This window comes from Chitinophaga sp. CCNWYY40, from assembly GCF_037483205.1.
Classification (GTDB): domain Bacteria; phylum Bacteroidota; class Bacteroidia; order Chitinophagales; family Chitinophagaceae; genus Chitinophaga; species Chitinophaga ginsengisegetis.
In genome coordinates this window covers 828,330-842,811 of sequence record NZ_JBBHLF010000002.1, presented here as the reverse complement: position 1 = coordinate 842,811, position 14,482 = coordinate 828,330, and the positions used below count along the sequence as shown (strand labels likewise).

Below are 14,482 nucleotides of genomic sequence, written 5' to 3'. Positions count from 1 at the left end.
GGAATAATTAAATAAGGTTTACAGAACTATAGGAGAGAAAGATAATAATTCAGTCGAAGAAATCATAGTGAAATAAACCGGCTATTCGTCTGCGTGTCTTTTCAGAATATTGTTGATCATCGGTTTAAGGGTATCATATTCCTTCTCCGTAAAACCCATGCTGCAACTGATCTTTTCGGGGATGTCTGCCGCCTCTTGCTGCAATTGCCGTCCGGCGGCGGTTAAATGAATATTTACGCTGCGTTCATCTTCTTTGCTGCGTACACGTTTGATAAGCTTTTTTGTTTCCAGTCTTTTCAACAGGGGCGTTAAAGTACCGGAATCCAGCATCAGTTGCTGCCCCAGCGCTTTTACAGATACGATATCATGTTCCCATAGTACCAGCATCACGAGGTACTGCGGGTAGGTAAGATCCAATGGGCCAAGTAAAGGCTGGTAATGTGAAGTTACCAGCCTCGACAGGGCATAAAATGAGAAGCAAAGTTGGTTTGATAATTTCAGTTGTTTCAAGGTCGCTTATTTAACAACACAAAATTAAGCTAATGTTTCCATTAATATCCGGGCTACAGCTTCAGAGGAAGCAGGGTTCTGACCGGTGATCAGCAATCCGTCCTTCAGTGCGTATGAATGCCAGTCGCGGTCCTTGCTGTAAATCCCTCCCAGTTTCTTTAACTCGTCTTCTAACAGGAACGGCACTACGTTAGTGAGCTGTACTGCTTCTTCTTCCGTGTTACTGAACCCGGTTACTTCTTTTCCTTTCACCAGTGACGTGCCATCGGGGCCTTTTACTTTGAGCAATGCAGCAGGAGCGTGGCACACAAATGCGACAGGCTTATGCTGGCGGTAGAATGTTTCAATCAGGGAAATGGAACTTGGATCATTGTGGAGGTCCCACAATGGGCCATGACCGCCGGGATAGAACACCGCATCATAGTCGGAGGCATCTACCTCGTTGAGCTTCAGGGTAGTAGCCAGTTTTTGCTGCAACGCTTCATCGCGCTTAAAGCGGGTGGTAGCTTCTGTCTGGAATTCAGGCAGCTCGCTTTTCGGATCAATGGGAGGCTGGCCGCCTTTGGGAGAAGCCAGTGTAACTTCGGCCCCTGCATCCGCCAGCACATAATACGGGGCAGCAAATTCTTCCACCCAGAAACCGGTTTTATGACCGGTGCTGCCTAATTCATCGTGCGAGGTTAGTACGATTAATACTTTCATGACATGGAGTTTAGATCAATGCTAATTCTACTTCAATATTACCACGGGTAGCATTTGAATAAGGACATACCTGGTGTGCTTTTTCCAGCAGTTCCTGTGCCAGTTTTGGTTCCACATCCGGAATTGCTACCAGTAGCTTTACTGATAACCCATAACCGCCGTTATTGTTCTTGCCCAGGCTAACTTCTGCATTTACCTGCGTAATGCCTGCGGTTACTTTCTGCGTTCTGATTACCAGGTTGAGGGCGCCATCGAAGCAGGCAGCATAGCCGGCAGCAAACAATTGTTCAGGATTGGTGTAGGCGCCGCCGCTGCCACCGAGTTCCTTTGGCATTCTTACTTCCAGGTCCAGTACGCCGTCTGATGAGCTAACATGTCCGTTTCTTCCGCCGGTGGCGGTGGCGTGTGCCGTGTATAGTTTTTCGATCTTTTCCATGAGTATTTTATATTTATTTTGTAAAATTAGATTGTGTGCAATTGAATTCCAAATTTATTTTTGGGAAGAGGGAAGAACAAGCTTTCTTAACACCCTCCACGCAGGTTTATTTATCAGATTCCCTTACTCCATTTCCTATCTCCCGAAAAAAAATATACTCATTAGCAAAATATTTCTTTACTTTGCGTCATAATGACGTAAACGAATTTTAAACCCTGCACCTGTGCAACGGAACTGTTAACCCCGCCAACATTCCAGTGCCCCGGTAAAAAACTAAAACAACATGAACAAGAACAAAAGAATGGCCATCGACCACGAAACACTGGATATCAACATAAATTCGCTTACAATGAAGTACGATAACAACTGGCTGATTGCAAAGTATCAGTCTAAAGAAAAAATAAAATTCATCTTCTTCTGGGGACACAAGCCATCTGCGGATGGCAGCGTTACCCAAAGCTGTTTCAGCCAGTGGTGGCATGCTCCTTTCACCGTGGACGGCATCACCTATAAAACGGCGGAACACTGGATGATGGCGGGCAAAGCCAGGTTGTTCAATGACGATGTTACCCTGCAGAAGATCCTGTTGGTGAACACGCCCGATGAAGCCAAAAAGCTCGGCAGACAAGTAAAGAACTTCGATGCCGCCGCCTGGGACACGCATAAATTTGACCTGGTAGTGAATGGAAATCTTCATAAGTTTTCACAGCACCCGGATTTAAAAACTTTTTTACTCAATACACATGACCGTATTTTAGTAGAAGCCAGTCCGATGGACCGTATATGGGGCATTGGTATGGCGGCTTCCAACGAACATGTGGAAAATCCCCTGCAGTGGCGCGGTCATAACCTGCTCGGTTATGCGCTCATGGTAGTGCGGGATCAACTTAAATAATATGAACAACAAATCAATCAGTAAACTACTGAGCTTTATTCTCCGGCATAGCCCGGATACCATACAACTCACGCTCGATGCCCACGGCTGGGCAAATGTGAACACGCTGTTGCAGCAATGCAGGGCACACGGACATCATTTCACGATGGAAGAACTGGAAACCGTTGTAGCAGAAAATGATAAGCAACGTTTTTCTTTCAATGAAAACAAAACAATGATCCGCGCCAACCAGGGACACTCCCTGGAAGTATCGCTGAACCTGCCGCCGGCCACACCGCCGGAATTCCTCTACCACGGCACCGTGGAGAGGTTTATGGAACAGATCCGCAAAACCGGTTTACAGAAAATGAACCGGCAACATGTACATCTTACAGACGACAGGGCTACAGCAGAAAAAGTAGGCAGCAGGAGGGGAGTACCACATATCCTTACTATCCGCAGCGGCGACATGCACCGGAGTGGCATCCTGTTTTACCTGTCCGATAACGGCGTATGGCTTACCGATGAAGTGCCTGTAAAGTATATTCAATAAATCTTATCTTGTGAAGATGTACAAGTGAATTGATCCGGAGAAATATTACTTTGCGCCACGTTAATAACATAAGCCTATATGTCTAAAAAGCTCTATCAGCACATTGATAAAACAATCCTGAAAGGATTACCAAATCCCTCAAAGGAAAAATATGAGATGAAGATAAAGGTGCCGGAGTTTACTTTCCTGGGCGTGCAGGAGCAGCCCGATTTTGCCAAACTCTATATCACTTTCTATCCAAAAAATAAGATCATTGAATTGAAGTCGCTTAAGCATTATGTATATCATTTGCGTGATATCATTGTATCGTATGAGCGGCTCATTAATATCATTTATGATCATATGATGGAAGTGTATGAGGCCGATCGTCTGCGTATCACACTCATCTGTAATCCCAGGGGTGGTATCAGTTCCAAGCTGGTAATTGATTCCGACTGGAAAGACAGAGGCGGTACGGAACGTTTCAGGGATTATCCGGAGCGGGATGATGAGTGGGGCATCCTCATGTAATTGTTAAAACAATCTGACGACGCCCGCATAACTTGCGGGCTTTGTTTTTTTATCAGTATTTTTAAAGAAAAATAACTATGTCTATAACTACAGAAGCGGAACTCGATGGCATGAAAAGAGTGAGTGAGGCAGTAGCCGTTACGCTGAAGGAAATGAGGAATTATGCCAAACCGGGTATGACAGCAAAAGAAATAGATGAATATGGTGGAGAGATATTAAACGCATTAGGCGCTAAGTCGGCCCCAAAGCTCACCTATGGCTTCCCGGGCTGGACCTGTATCAGCGTGAACAATGAAATTGCGCATGGCATTCCATCCGGCAAAAAAATACTGCAGGAAGGTGATCTCGTGAACATCGACGTATCAGCAGAGCTGAATGGCTACTGGTCAGATAATGGCGGCTCCTTTGTGCTGGGTGAAGACATCCATCAGCACCAGGCGCTGGTGAGCGCTTCGAAAGCAATTCTTTATAAGGCTATCCAGTATATCAAAGGAGGCACACGCGTGGCAGACGTTGGCAAGCTGATTGAAACTGAGGCGCGCAAATCAGGTTACACCGTAATCCGCAATCTCGCCGGACATGGCGTTGGCCGTAGCCTCCACGAATCGCCGGATGATATCCTCAACTGTTATGTCCGTTTTAACCGCACCCGTTTTAAAAAGAATTCTGTAGTGGCAATAGAAACCTTTATTTCCACCATCTCCTCTTTTGCCAATCAAAGCAATGATGGCTGGACACTGGTGGGCAACAAGGGCGGCTTTGTTGCGCAACACGAACACACCATCGTGGTGACCGACCACGAACCGGTGATCCTCACGGCTGCCAATGAAATCTGGAACTAAGTTTATTTCAATTGTAAGGTTACTGCACGGATATTTTTCCGGTCGTCGGTATATGTGATATGCACCAAACCATCTGCGGTGGCGATTATGGCGGGATAGCTGTATTCGCCGCCTGCACGCTTCTCCAGCTGATACACATCTTTCCAGCTGATGCCATCTTTTGAAACGGCCACCCGCAACTCATTGCGGCCATCTGACCAGTCGCTTCCGCCTTTTGTTGGATTATATACCAATGCCATTGTGCCATTGGGAAGGGTTACTGCATCAATGCCTGAATTGGGATTGGGCAGCTTCAGCGCGGTAACAGGTGTCCAGCTGGCGCCCTGATCTTTCGACCAACTCGTGGCTATCACATGCTGGCGGCTGCGGAACAGCAGCTGGAGCCGGCCGTCGCGGTGCGTGAGTATCGTAGGTTGTATAACGCCAAATGTGTCGCAGTCGATAGCTACCTTTTGCCATTGATGCCCGGTGCTGTCGCTGATCTCCATATGAGATACCCACTGATTGCCTTTCACGCTCTCTGTACTGGAAGGGTGCAGCAGGCGTCCGTCGGGAAGCTGTATACATTTATTTTTGATAGGGCCCAACATGCCATCCGGTAGTTTTTCGGGAGATGACCAACTGCTGCCGTCATCACTGCTGTAGCGGGCCATGCCCCACCACTCCCGTGGATTGGGACCTACTTTATAAAACAGGCAAAGCAACCCGGCCCTGGTACGGAACAGTACCGGGTTCCAGCAGGGATAGCGAAGCGTGTCGTTAATGATACCATCCGCCAGTTTCACAGGCGCCTGCCATTTGCCGGCAGTAAAACGCGACGACCAGATCTCTACATTTTTACTTCCTTCCTCATCGCCGCCAAACCAGGCGCTGAGCAAATCTCCGGAAGACAACGCCGTAATAGTAGACGCATGACTGGAAGGCGTAACCGGCACCGGCATAATGAGTTCATTACGCACAGGCACTGCTTTTGTTTGCGCCTTCGCCGGGAAATACAGAACCGCCGGCAATAACAAAGAGAGATAAAAACGCATAGGTGCTGAAGTATGTTTGAACCGTTAAAATAAGGAATGCACGGGGATTATCATAAAGATTGGTAAATTTGCGGCCTTATGTCATTATATACAACAAAGGGAACCGTTACCATCACCTGTAACAAACGCCTGACGCCTTACCTGGAGCAGGAAGTAAAAGATCTGGGTTTTACTGTAGACGAAACATTCGTTACCGGTGTGCGGTTGAATGCCTCTCTCAATGAGTGTATCCGCCTTAACCTGAACCTGCGTTGCGGCAGCCAGGTGCTGTACAGCCTGAAACAATTTGAAGCAACCGACGGCGATGAAATATACAATCAGCTGAAATCCTACCCCTGGGAAACCATTCTCCCGGAAGATGGTTACTTCTCCATTACCAGCAATGTGCAGAATGAAACGATCAACAACAGCATGTTTGCCAACCTGAGAGTGAAGGATGCAGTGGTAGACCGTATGCGCGAAAAAACAGGCAAGCGTCCTTCTACCGGTGCGGAGCTGACCGGGGCAGTAATCCACCTGTTCTGGAAAAATGAAAATGCAGAAATATTTGTAGATACCACCGGCGATTCCCTCGCACGGCACGGATACCGTAAAATACCCGGCCGCGCTCCCATGCTGGAAGCATTGGCGGCATCTACCATCCTGGCTTCCCGCTGGGATCGTAAAGCGCCTTTCATCAACCCCATGTGCGGGTCCGGCACCGTTGCCATTGAAGCGGCATTAATAGCCACCAACAGCCGCCCCGGTCTTTTCCGCGATAACTACGCCTTTATGCACCTGCGGGGCTTTGATGAAAATGTATATCTCAATGAAAGGGGATTGCTGGAAAAGCAGATCGTGGAAGTGCCGGAGCTGCGCATTATCGCTACCGATCTGAGTGAGATGGCAATTGTAAACGCCCGTAAAAATGCAAAGGCCGCCGGCGTGGAAGATATGATTGAGTTCCGCGTATGCGATTTCGCCAGCACAGAAGTGCCGGAAGGCGCTGCCGGTGTGGTATACATGAACCCGGAATATGGATTGCGTCTTGGGGAAATTGAAGCGCTGGAAGAAACGTATGGCCGTATCGGTGATTTCATGAAACAACAATGCGGTGGTTATTTTGGATACGTGTTCACCGGTAACCTTGAACTGGCAAAGAAGATTGGCCTCAAAGCCAAACGCAGGATAGAGTTTTATAACAGCACCATCGATTGCCGCCTGCTGGAATACGAGCTGTATGCCGGTACCCGCGATGCGCGTAAATTATAAATCATTGTTCCGGTATTTCGTTTAGCCGTTAACGAAAGACATAAAAAAAACGCTACTCATAGAGCAGCGTTTTTTTTATGTCTTTTATACTCACACTACTTCACTGACATTAATAGGTCTTGAAAAACTTTCTTCCAGCGAAATAATTGTTTCTGTTCTTTCTATTCCCTTAATATGCTGCAGATCGTCCTGCAATATTTTGCGCAGCTCCCCGCTGTCCTTGCAAATGATTTCCGCAAACATGCTGTAAGAACCGGTGGTATAGTTCAGTCTTACGATCTGCGGAATCTTTAATAACTGCTTGGCTACGTTTTCATACAGGGAACTTTTCTCCAGGTAAATACCAATAAAGGCCAATACATCATACCCGATAGCCCGCAGGTTTACCTGTAAACGGGTGCCTTTAATCACACCCATTTCATGCAGTTTTTTGATGCGTACATGAATAGTACCACCGGATACAAAGAGCTTCTTACCTAACTCTGCGTAAGAGATACCGGCGTCGGTTGACATTTCCGAAATGATCTGTAAGTCTAATTTGTCAATATTTAATGGCTGACTCATTTTGGTGATACGATTTAGATTTTTTTCTAAAAATAGGTATTATTTTGAAATAATCGCAAAAATTATCGATCCGGTCATGCCGCCTGACTGCCAGGTATGTGGTGGCGCCAAAACGATATTCGTATTTTTTGATTAAATTAAAGGGGGAGTTCATAAAACACCATCCATGAAGGAAGACGTCACGAGTAGAACCGCGCAATATATGGCCTTATTCCGGGCGCTGGAAACCACCCGTTCCCGGGACCGGCGCCTGTTCACCGACAAATTTGCCTCCTGGTTTCTTGACAGCAGGCTGAAAATAGGCGTATGGCTTTGCCGGATACCAGGCTGGAGGTCTTTCGCAGAGTGGATTATCCGGAAGAAGATCCCGGGCGCCTTATCTTCCGGTATTGCCCGTACAAAGTATATAGATGACCTGTTGTTGCAGGCGGTAGATAAAGGGGCGCAGCAGGTGTATATCCTCGGCGCCGGTTTTGATACACGCGGACTGCGTTTACCTTTTCTTCGTCAACTTAAAGTGGTGGAAATCGATCATCCCAATACGGCCGCCTATAAACTATCGAAATTACGCGCGCATAAGCTGCCGGCCAAAGTATATTATTACCAGATAGACTTTAACCGGCAAAGCCTTGATCAGCTGAGCGCACTGAATAACTTTGATTTTACCGTGCCTACCGCCATTATCTGGGAGGGCGTAACCAATTATCTCAACAAAGAAGCCATCGACAGCACCTTTGCATTTTTGCAACGCTTTGAACCCGGTTCCAGAGTCATTTTTACTTATGTACACCAGGCCGTGCTGGACAACCCTGCCGCATTTTATGGTGGCGAAAAACTGCTTAAAGACGTAGCGGAACTGGAAGAACGGTGGACGTTTGGCTTTGAACCGGCTGCATTACCCGCTTACCTGCACCAGTATAACTTTCACCTGCTGGAGGATCTGGGCGCCAGCGAATACCGGAAACACTATTTACCCGGCCGGTCGGAAAAAGGATATGAGTTTTACAGGGTAGCCTGTGCAGAACGCGTAGGAGATTAGCTGTTTACACCTTTGCATATAAATCCAGCTTTTCCTGCAACAACCGGCATAATTCATTGAACCGGGCTGGTTTGGTGATAAAATCCACTGCACCCAGTGATTTTGCCCTGGCTATTTCATGCTTCTCATCACTGGTAGAAAACATGATCACCGGAATATGCTCCAGGTGAGGTGTAGCTTTTATTTTTTCGAGGAAAGCAAAACCGTTCATTAACGGCATATTCATATCTACGAATATGATGTCCGGCATAACAGTCCGGGTGTGGAGCAGATCAAACGCTTCCTGGCCGTTACCGGCTGCGGTAAAGGTAATTTCTTCCCTGATGGTGCCAAGCGCCAGTTTGAAAAATTCCTGGTCATCCTCATCATCATCCACCATTAACAGGGTCGTTAATTCCCGGTTATTATCTGAGTTCATATTCATGTTATGCTGGCATATAAATGTACACCTTATTACACTCATACTGCCGGGATTGTTAAAACCGGATTGTCATTTTTTTGGCGTAAACTTTTTACAGGGTGTCTTGTTGTTTTATTGCAGCCTATGGGCGCATAAAAACAAATTTTATGAAAGCGATCATCACATCCATGCTGGTTGGCATGGTGCTATTATTGGGCGCATGTGGTACCACCGTACACATGACAGGAGCCTGGAAAGCGCCGGAAGCTCCTGCGGAAGGGTATCATAATATGCTGGTGGCCTCTCTGACCTCAAATGTGGGGGCCCAGCAGGTGGTGGAAACCCAGATGGCGGCGGCCCTTCAGAAACGGGGCATCGTAGCCGGAAAGGGGCTGGACCTGTTCCCTCCTAAATTCAACCCCTTAACAGACCAGGATAAAAGCGCTGCCACGCAGAAAATGCTGGATGCGGGGTATACTGCCGTGTTAACCACCTCGCTGGTAAATAAGGAATCCCAAACCAGGTATGTGCCAGGTTCCGTTTCCTATGCGCCTTACCCGGCATACGGCTGGTATGGCCGGTTTTGGGGGTATTATGGCTATATGTACGGATCGGTGTATTCTCCGGGTTATTATACCACCGATAAAAGATACTTCCTGGAAAGTAACCTGTACGACCTGAAACAGGACGGCAAACTGGTATGGTCCGGTCAATCTGAAACCTACAATCCCAACAGCCTGGAATCATTTGCGAAAGCCTTTGCCACCCAGGTGTCTGATGCGCTGGAGAATGGAGGATTATTGAAAAGATGATCAGTGACGGTTATCGTAATAGGTGTTGTCTTTCTCTATTTTTCCATCATCTATGGTGAACACCGTACAGATGGGCAGACGCCACTTTTTGCCATCAGGGCCGGTGGCGGAGGAAATGAATTCTACGGTAATGTGGTTTTTATCGGCATATACATTCACCACTTCATCATGAATGTCGGGGAATAGCTGTTGCAGCTCCCTGTATTTTTGAGCGGTTTGTTCCCGGGTACGTAGTACAGGTTCCGGGCCAAAGGAAGGGTCCAGGAAGGCAGCGGTATCCTTGTAACAGGCCGCCAGCTTTTGCCAGTCGTGTGCATTGAAAGCCTCAAAGAGATCCTTTACTACCAGGGTGTTGGAATTAGCCAGGCTGATTTTAGCCCCGGGCTGTACACATCCTGCAAAAGAAAGCGCCAGTAACAGTATCAGGGAAATTTTCATGCATGATTATGTTTGAGACTATTACAAATTACGAAGAAGCGTGGGAAAATGGATTTATAATTTTAATTTGCCGGCTTAATTATAAATCAGTTTTTTATGGAGATGTCACAGCCCGATCCGGAAATGTTGCAGCAACTGGTAGTGATGAAAATGCCGTTTGGAAAGTATAAAGATGTGGTGCTCTGCGACCTGCCGGTGAGTTACCTGGAGTGGTTCCAGCGGAAAGGCTTCCCGAAAGGCAAACTGGGGATGCTCCTCGAAACCATGCTGGTGATAAAAATGAACGGTCTTACCCAATTACTTACTCCCCTGAAAAAGAAGTAGCAACAAAAAGCGGTTGTTGCCATCAAAGGAAACAACCGCCCGAACGAGGTATAAAACTGGCAATAGTATTTGTCAGAACCAGCTGGTGTTCTTTTCTTCTTCTTCATGACCGCCGGTTTCAGCATCTACCGCGGCAGACACCTTGATTTCCTCCGCAACCGGGGTATGACTAAGATCGGCTTTCAGAACAGGCTGCACGTTTTTACGGATTGCACCTTCCACTACAGCACCTTCTTCTATTTCCAGCACCATTGCGTTTACATCGCCTTTTACCAGCGCTTTATTGCTGATATGGGCTTTGTTGGTAATGTACACATCGCCATACACTTTCCCGTGTACCACCAGGTCGGCAGCATATATATGGCCACGGATGCTCGCTGTTTCACTAACCACCAGCTTGCCGCTGGTTTTTACATCGCCTCTTACGTTCCCGTCAATACGACCGGAAACAGAAGCATCTATACTACCGTTCACGGAAACTGTTTTTGGGATACGAAAGGCTCCGGGAACAATTATATTTCGGAAAATATGTCTGACATTGATCACAAGGATAAATTAGAGGGTGATGGGATTAGATGTAGCGGGAGAATGCTGTGCTACATCTTCAAAAGTAGACACAATAGAACTGGAATTACCCAGGTCAAGCCCCACGCTTCTTTGAGGTTTATTATCTGATATTCTCAATGAATTATAAAGATAACCGATACTCATGAGTTTTTCTGGTTCAGGAGCAACTTCTACCGGGATAAAATCACGGAACTCTTCTACAAAAGCATCTGTCAGTTCACGATAGTGAGCGCCACCGCCCATCAGGTAAATCTTTTCACAGGTTTCAAAATCCAGGTCCGTAAAATAACTGCGCATCAGGGGAGAAACCACTTCGCGGTAATACTGCGTAAGCACACCTTTACGCATGTCGCGCAGATCGATCCGTTTGCGGTTGGTGAAAATAGAACCTTTCATGAAAGCATCATCCACCTGGTGCTCGTTCTTCATTTCCAGGTAGTGTTTCTGGTTCAGCTCACGGGTAAGGTTGTTAATGGCATAACGGATACCGTGGGAACTGAAGCAGGTACGGTGAACCAGCCCATCGCCGGTGGCCATGCCGCCTTCAATGGTACCAAACCCAAAACTGATGGCAATGAAGTTGTCCAGCTGCGGTTCATTGATACTTTTCTTTAACCCGATGATACCACCTACGATTTCAGGGATCACTTCATACTTCTCAATATCAAACATCGCTTTCTTGAAAGAACCTTTGGTATTGTAAGTCTGCGTATCGTAATCGATCAGGAAATGACGTTTACTCAAAAACTGCTCCGCAGCGTTTTTGTAAATATTGTAAGTGGAGAAGGGGAACCCGACGGTAAGGGCAATGGGTTGTTGTACTTTATCAATGGTGTTCAGCAAAGCAGCTTTAAACAGTATTTCATAATCCTCTTCTGTGGGCGACGCATTGGTAACTCTGCCGGGATTGATCCCACCTCTTTTGGCCAGGTTGCCTACCAGGTACCAGGCTTCATCCTTTTTAATTTTTAGTCCGTTGAGAAGATCCTTACTTGAATTTTCTGTGTTTCCGAATGCGGTTTCAAAAACGCTTGGGAAGCTGGTTGTTGATACTTTCATAGTGCTTTGTTATAATAACGAATGTAGCCGTGACTCTCCGTTGAGGGAGGGTTTTCATCGGGATTGAAATAGCGGTTAAAGATATAAAATATTAGAATAAGGGGATGACAACCAGTGAATTTATGCTAAATTTAATACAGCGATGTTACATTTCAAAATGTATCATCACCGGTAAATGCAGCACATAGCGTTCCCTGCTGATAATAAACACCCCGGCTTTACCGTTTTAAAAGATGTCCCCCTCTGCCTGTATTCATTCTTATTTTCATTTGTATGAAGTACCTCGTATTGGCTGCCGGTATCTGTTTATGGGCCTGTCATTCCTCCCGGAAGGTGTACCAGGCGCCCGCAGTGGGAGCGGAGGCCCAGTTTGAACGGGGACTCCGGCCGGAGAAACACCCTAAATATCTCTTTGATAAAAAAACAATGAATGATATGCAGAAGCAGGGTTCTGTAAGCGCTTACTCCCCAAAACGCCGCAATACGGCACCCACTATTCCGTTGCCAGGGAAAGGAGCCAACGGGAAAGACAGTACGAATTCAGCCGCCGACAGTTTGCATACCAACCCATCAGATAGTTTGCGTATCCCGGCAGATTCTGTTAAAGCGCCGGTGGATACCACCCATATCCCATAGCACTTCCTTCTGCCACACCATTTCCGGGTAATTCCCTACTTTTGAAGCAACCGCTTTTATATAGCTTATGAGGAAATATTGCATCTTATGGTTGCTGCTGGCAGCGTTTCAGCAGGCTACCGCCCAAACCCCTTTGTATATGCCGCTGACCATCAAAAAGGCATACGACAATCAAACCCGCAGCTACAGCGGCGCCCCGGGCGCCAGGTACTGGCAGAACAAAGCAGGATACGATATTAAAGTGGCCTTCAACCCGGCAACAAACGGCGTATCCGGCTCGGAACAGATCCGCTATACCAACAACAGCCCCGATACATTAAGAGCCATTAACTTTAAACTGTTTCCCAACCTCTTCCAGAAAGGAGCCGTGAGAAATATGGCGGTTTCCCCGGAAGACCTTACCAACGGCGTAGTTATAAAGAACATGAAGGTAAACGGCGAAGCCAAACCATTGCCGGTTACCATCCGCGGCACCAATATGCCAGTATCCATCCCTGATCTTTACCCGGGGCAGTCGGTACAGTTTAACCTCGACTTTTCCTACACCCTGAACGAAAACACGCACATCAGAACCGGTGTAGTGGACTCCGGCGCTTATTTCATCGCCTACTTCTTTCCACGCATTGCAGTATACGACGATATCAACGGATGGGACCAGATCCCTTACATGGGTACGCAGGAGTTTTACAACGACTTCAGCGATTTTCGTGTAGCCATCACAGTGCCCGGCAACTACCAGGTATGGGCTACCGGCGATCTGAAAAATACCCCTGCTGTATACAACGATAAATATGTACAACGCATCGCTGCCGCAGAAAAGAGCAACGATATCATCGCGGTGATAGATAGCACCGATGTGCGGGAAGGCAACATTACCCGCCGGCGTGGCGCCAATACCTGGCAGTATGAGGCGGCCAACGTCACCGACTTTGCATTTGCCATCAGCAACCACTACTGCTGGAACGCCACCAGCGTGGAAGTAGATGCCGCCACCAAAAGGCGCACCCGCGTGGATGTAGCCTTTAACCCCGCACATGCCGATTTCTTTGATGTAGTGCATTACGCCCGCGCCACCGTAGATAAGATGAGCCACCACTTTCCTAAATGGCCGTTCCCGTATTCGCATGAAACGGTATTCGACGGACTGGACCAGATGGAATACCCAATGATGGTAAACGATAACCCATTGGCCGATAAAGCCCAAACCATCGAGCTAACCGACCACGAAATTTTTCATACACTCTTTCCCTTTTACATGGGCACCAATGAAACGCAATACGCCTGGATGGATGAAGGATGGGCTACCATCGGCGAATGGATCATTTCTCCGCTGATCGATAGCTCCATTGTGGACGACTATGGCATGTTGCCTTACAACTACATCGCCGGCAAACAGGCGGACCTGCCCATTATGACGCCCTCCAACCAAACCACGGATGCCTATGTAACCAATTCCTATCCCAAACCAGCCCTGGGATACCTCTACGTAAAAGATATGCTGGGCGATACCCTTTTCCTGAAAGCGCTGCATTACTATATGTCGCAATGGAACGGTAAACACCCGCAGCCATACGACTTCTTCTACTGTATGAACACCGGCGCCGGCAGGAACATGGACTGGTTCTGGAAAAGCTGGTTCTTCGACAACGGCTTCCCCGACCTCGGCATCACACGGGTAACACAAAAAGGAAAGCAAGGAACCATCGAGATCACTTCCACCGGAAATAAGCCTGTTCCGGTAGATGTAACCATCTACTTTGATGACAACAGCACCACGAAATTACACCGGAGTATCGCGGTATGGGAGAAGGGCAACAAAACAATTTCACTCCTGTTTTCATTTCCCAAAAAAATAAAAAAAGTAACGTTGGGAAGCACCTGGGCAGCAGACATCAACCAACGGGATAACACCTACGAAGTAAAATAACCGC

Annotated in this window: 19 protein-coding genes; 10 read left to right on the top strand and 9 right to left on the bottom strand. The window is 47.3% G+C overall.

The window, feature by feature from the left end:
- Positions 1–81 precede the first annotated feature (81 nt).
- From V7S65_RS09190 to V7S65_RS09180, 3 genes are read right to left on the bottom strand one after another with little or no spacing between them, the layout of a single operon-like run.
- The gene (locus V7S65_RS09190) at positions 82–510 is read right to left on the bottom strand and encodes a MarR family winged helix-turn-helix transcriptional regulator (protein WP_111578257.1); all 429 of its coding nucleotides are present in this window, start codon (positions 508–510) and stop codon (positions 82–84) included.
- Between the two features lie 24 nt (positions 511–534).
- Complete coding sequence (locus V7S65_RS09185; protein WP_336388484.1) at positions 535–1,212, bottom strand: type 1 glutamine amidotransferase domain-containing protein; 678 nt, start codon at positions 1,210–1,212, stop codon at positions 535–537.
- Positions 1,213–1,222: 10 nt separating this feature from the next.
- A complete protein-coding gene (locus V7S65_RS09180) occupies positions 1,223–1,648 on the bottom strand; it encodes an organic hydroperoxide resistance protein (protein WP_227024542.1) in 426 nt (141 codons plus the stop codon).
- Positions 1,649–1,931: 283 nt separating this feature from the next.
- Between V7S65_RS09180 and V7S65_RS09175 the strand changes: the two genes are divergently transcribed.
- From V7S65_RS09175 to map, 4 genes are all read left to right on the top strand, one after another.
- Positions 1,932–2,543, top strand: coding sequence for an NADAR family protein (locus tag V7S65_RS09175; RefSeq protein WP_336388485.1), 612 nt, complete (start codon positions 1,932–1,934; stop codon positions 2,541–2,543).
- 1 nt (position 2,544) lies between these two features.
- The gene (locus V7S65_RS09170) at positions 2,545–3,075 is read left to right on the top strand and encodes an RNA 2'-phosphotransferase (protein ID WP_336388486.1); all 531 of its coding nucleotides are present in this window, start codon (positions 2,545–2,547) and stop codon (positions 3,073–3,075) included.
- Positions 3,076–3,153: 78 nt separating this feature from the next.
- Positions 3,154–3,585: a preQ(1) synthase gene (locus V7S65_RS09165; RefSeq protein ID WP_079472014.1), complete on the top strand. Its 432-nt coding sequence runs from the start codon at positions 3,154–3,156 to the stop codon at positions 3,583–3,585.
- Positions 3,586–3,662: 77 nt separating this feature from the next.
- Positions 3,663–4,427 (top strand): type I methionyl aminopeptidase, encoded by a 765-nt coding sequence (gene map / locus V7S65_RS09160; protein WP_111578254.1) that lies wholly within the window; start codon positions 3,663–3,665, stop codon positions 4,425–4,427.
- A 2-nt stretch (positions 4,428–4,429) separates the two neighbouring features.
- Here map and V7S65_RS09155 read toward each other — a convergent pair whose 3' ends face one another.
- Entirely contained in the window at positions 4,430–5,461 is a 1,032-nt protein-coding gene (locus V7S65_RS09155) for a sialidase family protein (RefSeq protein ID WP_336388487.1), read from the bottom strand.
- Between the two features lie 78 nt (positions 5,462–5,539).
- Between V7S65_RS09155 and V7S65_RS09150 the strand changes: the two genes are divergently transcribed.
- Positions 5,540–6,712 (top strand): THUMP domain-containing class I SAM-dependent RNA methyltransferase, encoded by a 1,173-nt coding sequence (locus tag V7S65_RS09150; protein WP_336388488.1) that lies wholly within the window; start codon positions 5,540–5,542, stop codon positions 6,710–6,712.
- 90 nt (positions 6,713–6,802) lie between these two features.
- Here the strand turns inward: V7S65_RS09150 and V7S65_RS09145 are convergent, their stop codons facing one another.
- Positions 6,803–7,276, bottom strand: a complete 474-nt coding sequence (locus V7S65_RS09145; RefSeq protein WP_079472010.1) for an Lrp/AsnC ligand binding domain-containing protein — start codon at positions 7,274–7,276, stop codon at positions 6,803–6,805.
- Between the two features lie 166 nt (positions 7,277–7,442).
- Between V7S65_RS09145 and V7S65_RS09140 the strand changes: the two genes are divergently transcribed.
- Entirely contained in the window at positions 7,443–8,315 is an 873-nt protein-coding gene (locus V7S65_RS09140; RefSeq protein ID WP_336388489.1) for a class I SAM-dependent methyltransferase, read from the top strand.
- A gap of 4 nt (positions 8,316–8,319) precedes the next feature.
- On the opposite strand, the gene V7S65_RS09135 is transcribed toward V7S65_RS09140, so the two are convergent.
- The gene (locus V7S65_RS09135) at positions 8,320–8,739 is read right to left on the bottom strand and encodes a response regulator (RefSeq protein ID WP_336388490.1); all 420 of its coding nucleotides are present in this window, start codon (positions 8,737–8,739) and stop codon (positions 8,320–8,322) included.
- 143 nt (positions 8,740–8,882) lie between these two features.
- On the opposite strand from V7S65_RS09135, the gene V7S65_RS09130 reads away from it, so the two are divergent.
- The gene (locus tag V7S65_RS09130) at positions 8,883–9,527 is read left to right on the top strand and encodes a DUF4136 domain-containing protein (protein WP_111578250.1); all 645 of its coding nucleotides are present in this window, start codon (positions 8,883–8,885) and stop codon (positions 9,525–9,527) included.
- Here the strand turns inward: V7S65_RS09130 and V7S65_RS09125 are convergent, their stop codons facing one another.
- Positions 9,528–9,965 carry a nuclear transport factor 2 family protein gene (locus V7S65_RS09125; RefSeq protein WP_336388491.1) on the bottom strand — a complete coding sequence of 146 codons (438 nt, stop codon included), beginning with the start codon at positions 9,963–9,965 and terminating at the stop codon, positions 9,528–9,530.
- A 96-nt stretch (positions 9,966–10,061) separates the two neighbouring features.
- Here V7S65_RS09125 and V7S65_RS09120 point away from each other — a divergent pair, with 96 nt between their 5' ends.
- A complete protein-coding gene (locus tag V7S65_RS09120; RefSeq protein ID WP_079472005.1) occupies positions 10,062–10,289 on the top strand; it encodes a DUF3820 family protein in 228 nt (75 codons plus the stop codon).
- A 72-nt stretch (positions 10,290–10,361) separates the two neighbouring features.
- Here V7S65_RS09120 and V7S65_RS09115 read toward each other — a convergent pair whose 3' ends face one another.
- Together V7S65_RS09115 and V7S65_RS09110 are read right to left on the bottom strand one after the other, a co-directional pair.
- Positions 10,362–10,835 (bottom strand): bactofilin family protein, encoded by a 474-nt coding sequence (locus V7S65_RS09115; RefSeq protein ID WP_227024540.1) that lies wholly within the window; start codon positions 10,833–10,835, stop codon positions 10,362–10,364.
- A 9-nt stretch (positions 10,836–10,844) separates the two neighbouring features.
- Positions 10,845–11,915: a ParM/StbA family protein gene (locus tag V7S65_RS09110; RefSeq protein ID WP_336388492.1), complete on the bottom strand. Its 1,071-nt coding sequence runs from the start codon at positions 11,913–11,915 to the stop codon at positions 10,845–10,847.
- A gap of 273 nt (positions 11,916–12,188) precedes the next feature.
- Between V7S65_RS09110 and V7S65_RS09105 the strand changes: the two genes are divergently transcribed.
- Together V7S65_RS09105 and V7S65_RS09100 are read left to right on the top strand one after the other, a co-directional pair.
- The gene (locus V7S65_RS09105) at positions 12,189–12,551 is read left to right on the top strand and encodes a hypothetical protein (RefSeq protein WP_336388493.1); all 363 of its coding nucleotides are present in this window, start codon (positions 12,189–12,191) and stop codon (positions 12,549–12,551) included.
- Between the two features lie 67 nt (positions 12,552–12,618).
- On the top strand, positions 12,619–14,478 hold the full coding sequence (locus tag V7S65_RS09100) for a M1 family metallopeptidase (protein WP_336388495.1): 1,860 nt from the start codon (positions 12,619–12,621) through the stop codon (positions 14,476–14,478).
- Positions 14,479–14,482 lie beyond the last annotated feature (4 nt).

Coding starts and splice junctions, on each gene's coding strand:
- V7S65_RS09185 (WP_336388484.1), bottom strand. CDS start 1,212: ATGAAAGTATTAATCGTACTAACCTCGCACGATGAATTAGGCAGCACC.
- V7S65_RS09180 (WP_227024542.1), bottom strand. CDS start 1,648: ATGGAAAAGATCGAAAAACTATACACGGCACACGCCACCGCCACCGGC.
- V7S65_RS09175 (WP_336388485.1), top strand. CDS start 1,932: ATGAACAAGAACAAAAGAATGGCCATCGACCACGAAACACTGGATATC.
- V7S65_RS09170 (WP_336388486.1), top strand. CDS start 2,545: ATGAACAACAAATCAATCAGTAAACTACTGAGCTTTATTCTCCGGCAT.
- V7S65_RS09165 (WP_079472014.1), top strand. CDS start 3,154: ATGTCTAAAAAGCTCTATCAGCACATTGATAAAACAATCCTGAAAGGA.
- map (WP_111578254.1), top strand. CDS start 3,663: ATGTCTATAACTACAGAAGCGGAACTCGATGGCATGAAAAGAGTGAGT.
- V7S65_RS09155 (WP_336388487.1), bottom strand. CDS start 5,461: ATGCGTTTTTATCTCTCTTTGTTATTGCCGGCGGTTCTGTATTTCCCG.
- V7S65_RS09150 (WP_336388488.1), top strand. CDS start 5,540: ATGTCATTATATACAACAAAGGGAACCGTTACCATCACCTGTAACAAA.
- V7S65_RS09145 (WP_079472010.1), bottom strand. CDS start 7,276: ATGAGTCAGCCATTAAATATTGACAAATTAGACTTACAGATCATTTCG.
- V7S65_RS09140 (WP_336388489.1), top strand. CDS start 7,443: ATGAAGGAAGACGTCACGAGTAGAACCGCGCAATATATGGCCTTATTC.
- V7S65_RS09135 (WP_336388490.1), bottom strand. CDS start 8,739: ATGAATATGAACTCAGATAATAACCGGGAATTAACGACCCTGTTAATG.
- V7S65_RS09130 (WP_111578250.1), top strand. CDS start 8,883: ATGAAAGCGATCATCACATCCATGCTGGTTGGCATGGTGCTATTATTG.
- V7S65_RS09125 (WP_336388491.1), bottom strand. CDS start 9,965: ATGAAAATTTCCCTGATACTGTTACTGGCGCTTTCTTTTGCAGGATGT.
- V7S65_RS09120 (WP_079472005.1), top strand. CDS start 10,062: ATGGAGATGTCACAGCCCGATCCGGAAATGTTGCAGCAACTGGTAGTG.
- V7S65_RS09110 (WP_336388492.1), bottom strand. CDS start 11,915: ATGAAAGTATCAACAACCAGCTTCCCAAGCGTTTTTGAAACCGCATTC.
- V7S65_RS09105 (WP_336388493.1), top strand. CDS start 12,189: ATGAAGTACCTCGTATTGGCTGCCGGTATCTGTTTATGGGCCTGTCAT.
- V7S65_RS09100 (WP_336388495.1), top strand. CDS start 12,619: ATGAGGAAATATTGCATCTTATGGTTGCTGCTGGCAGCGTTTCAGCAG.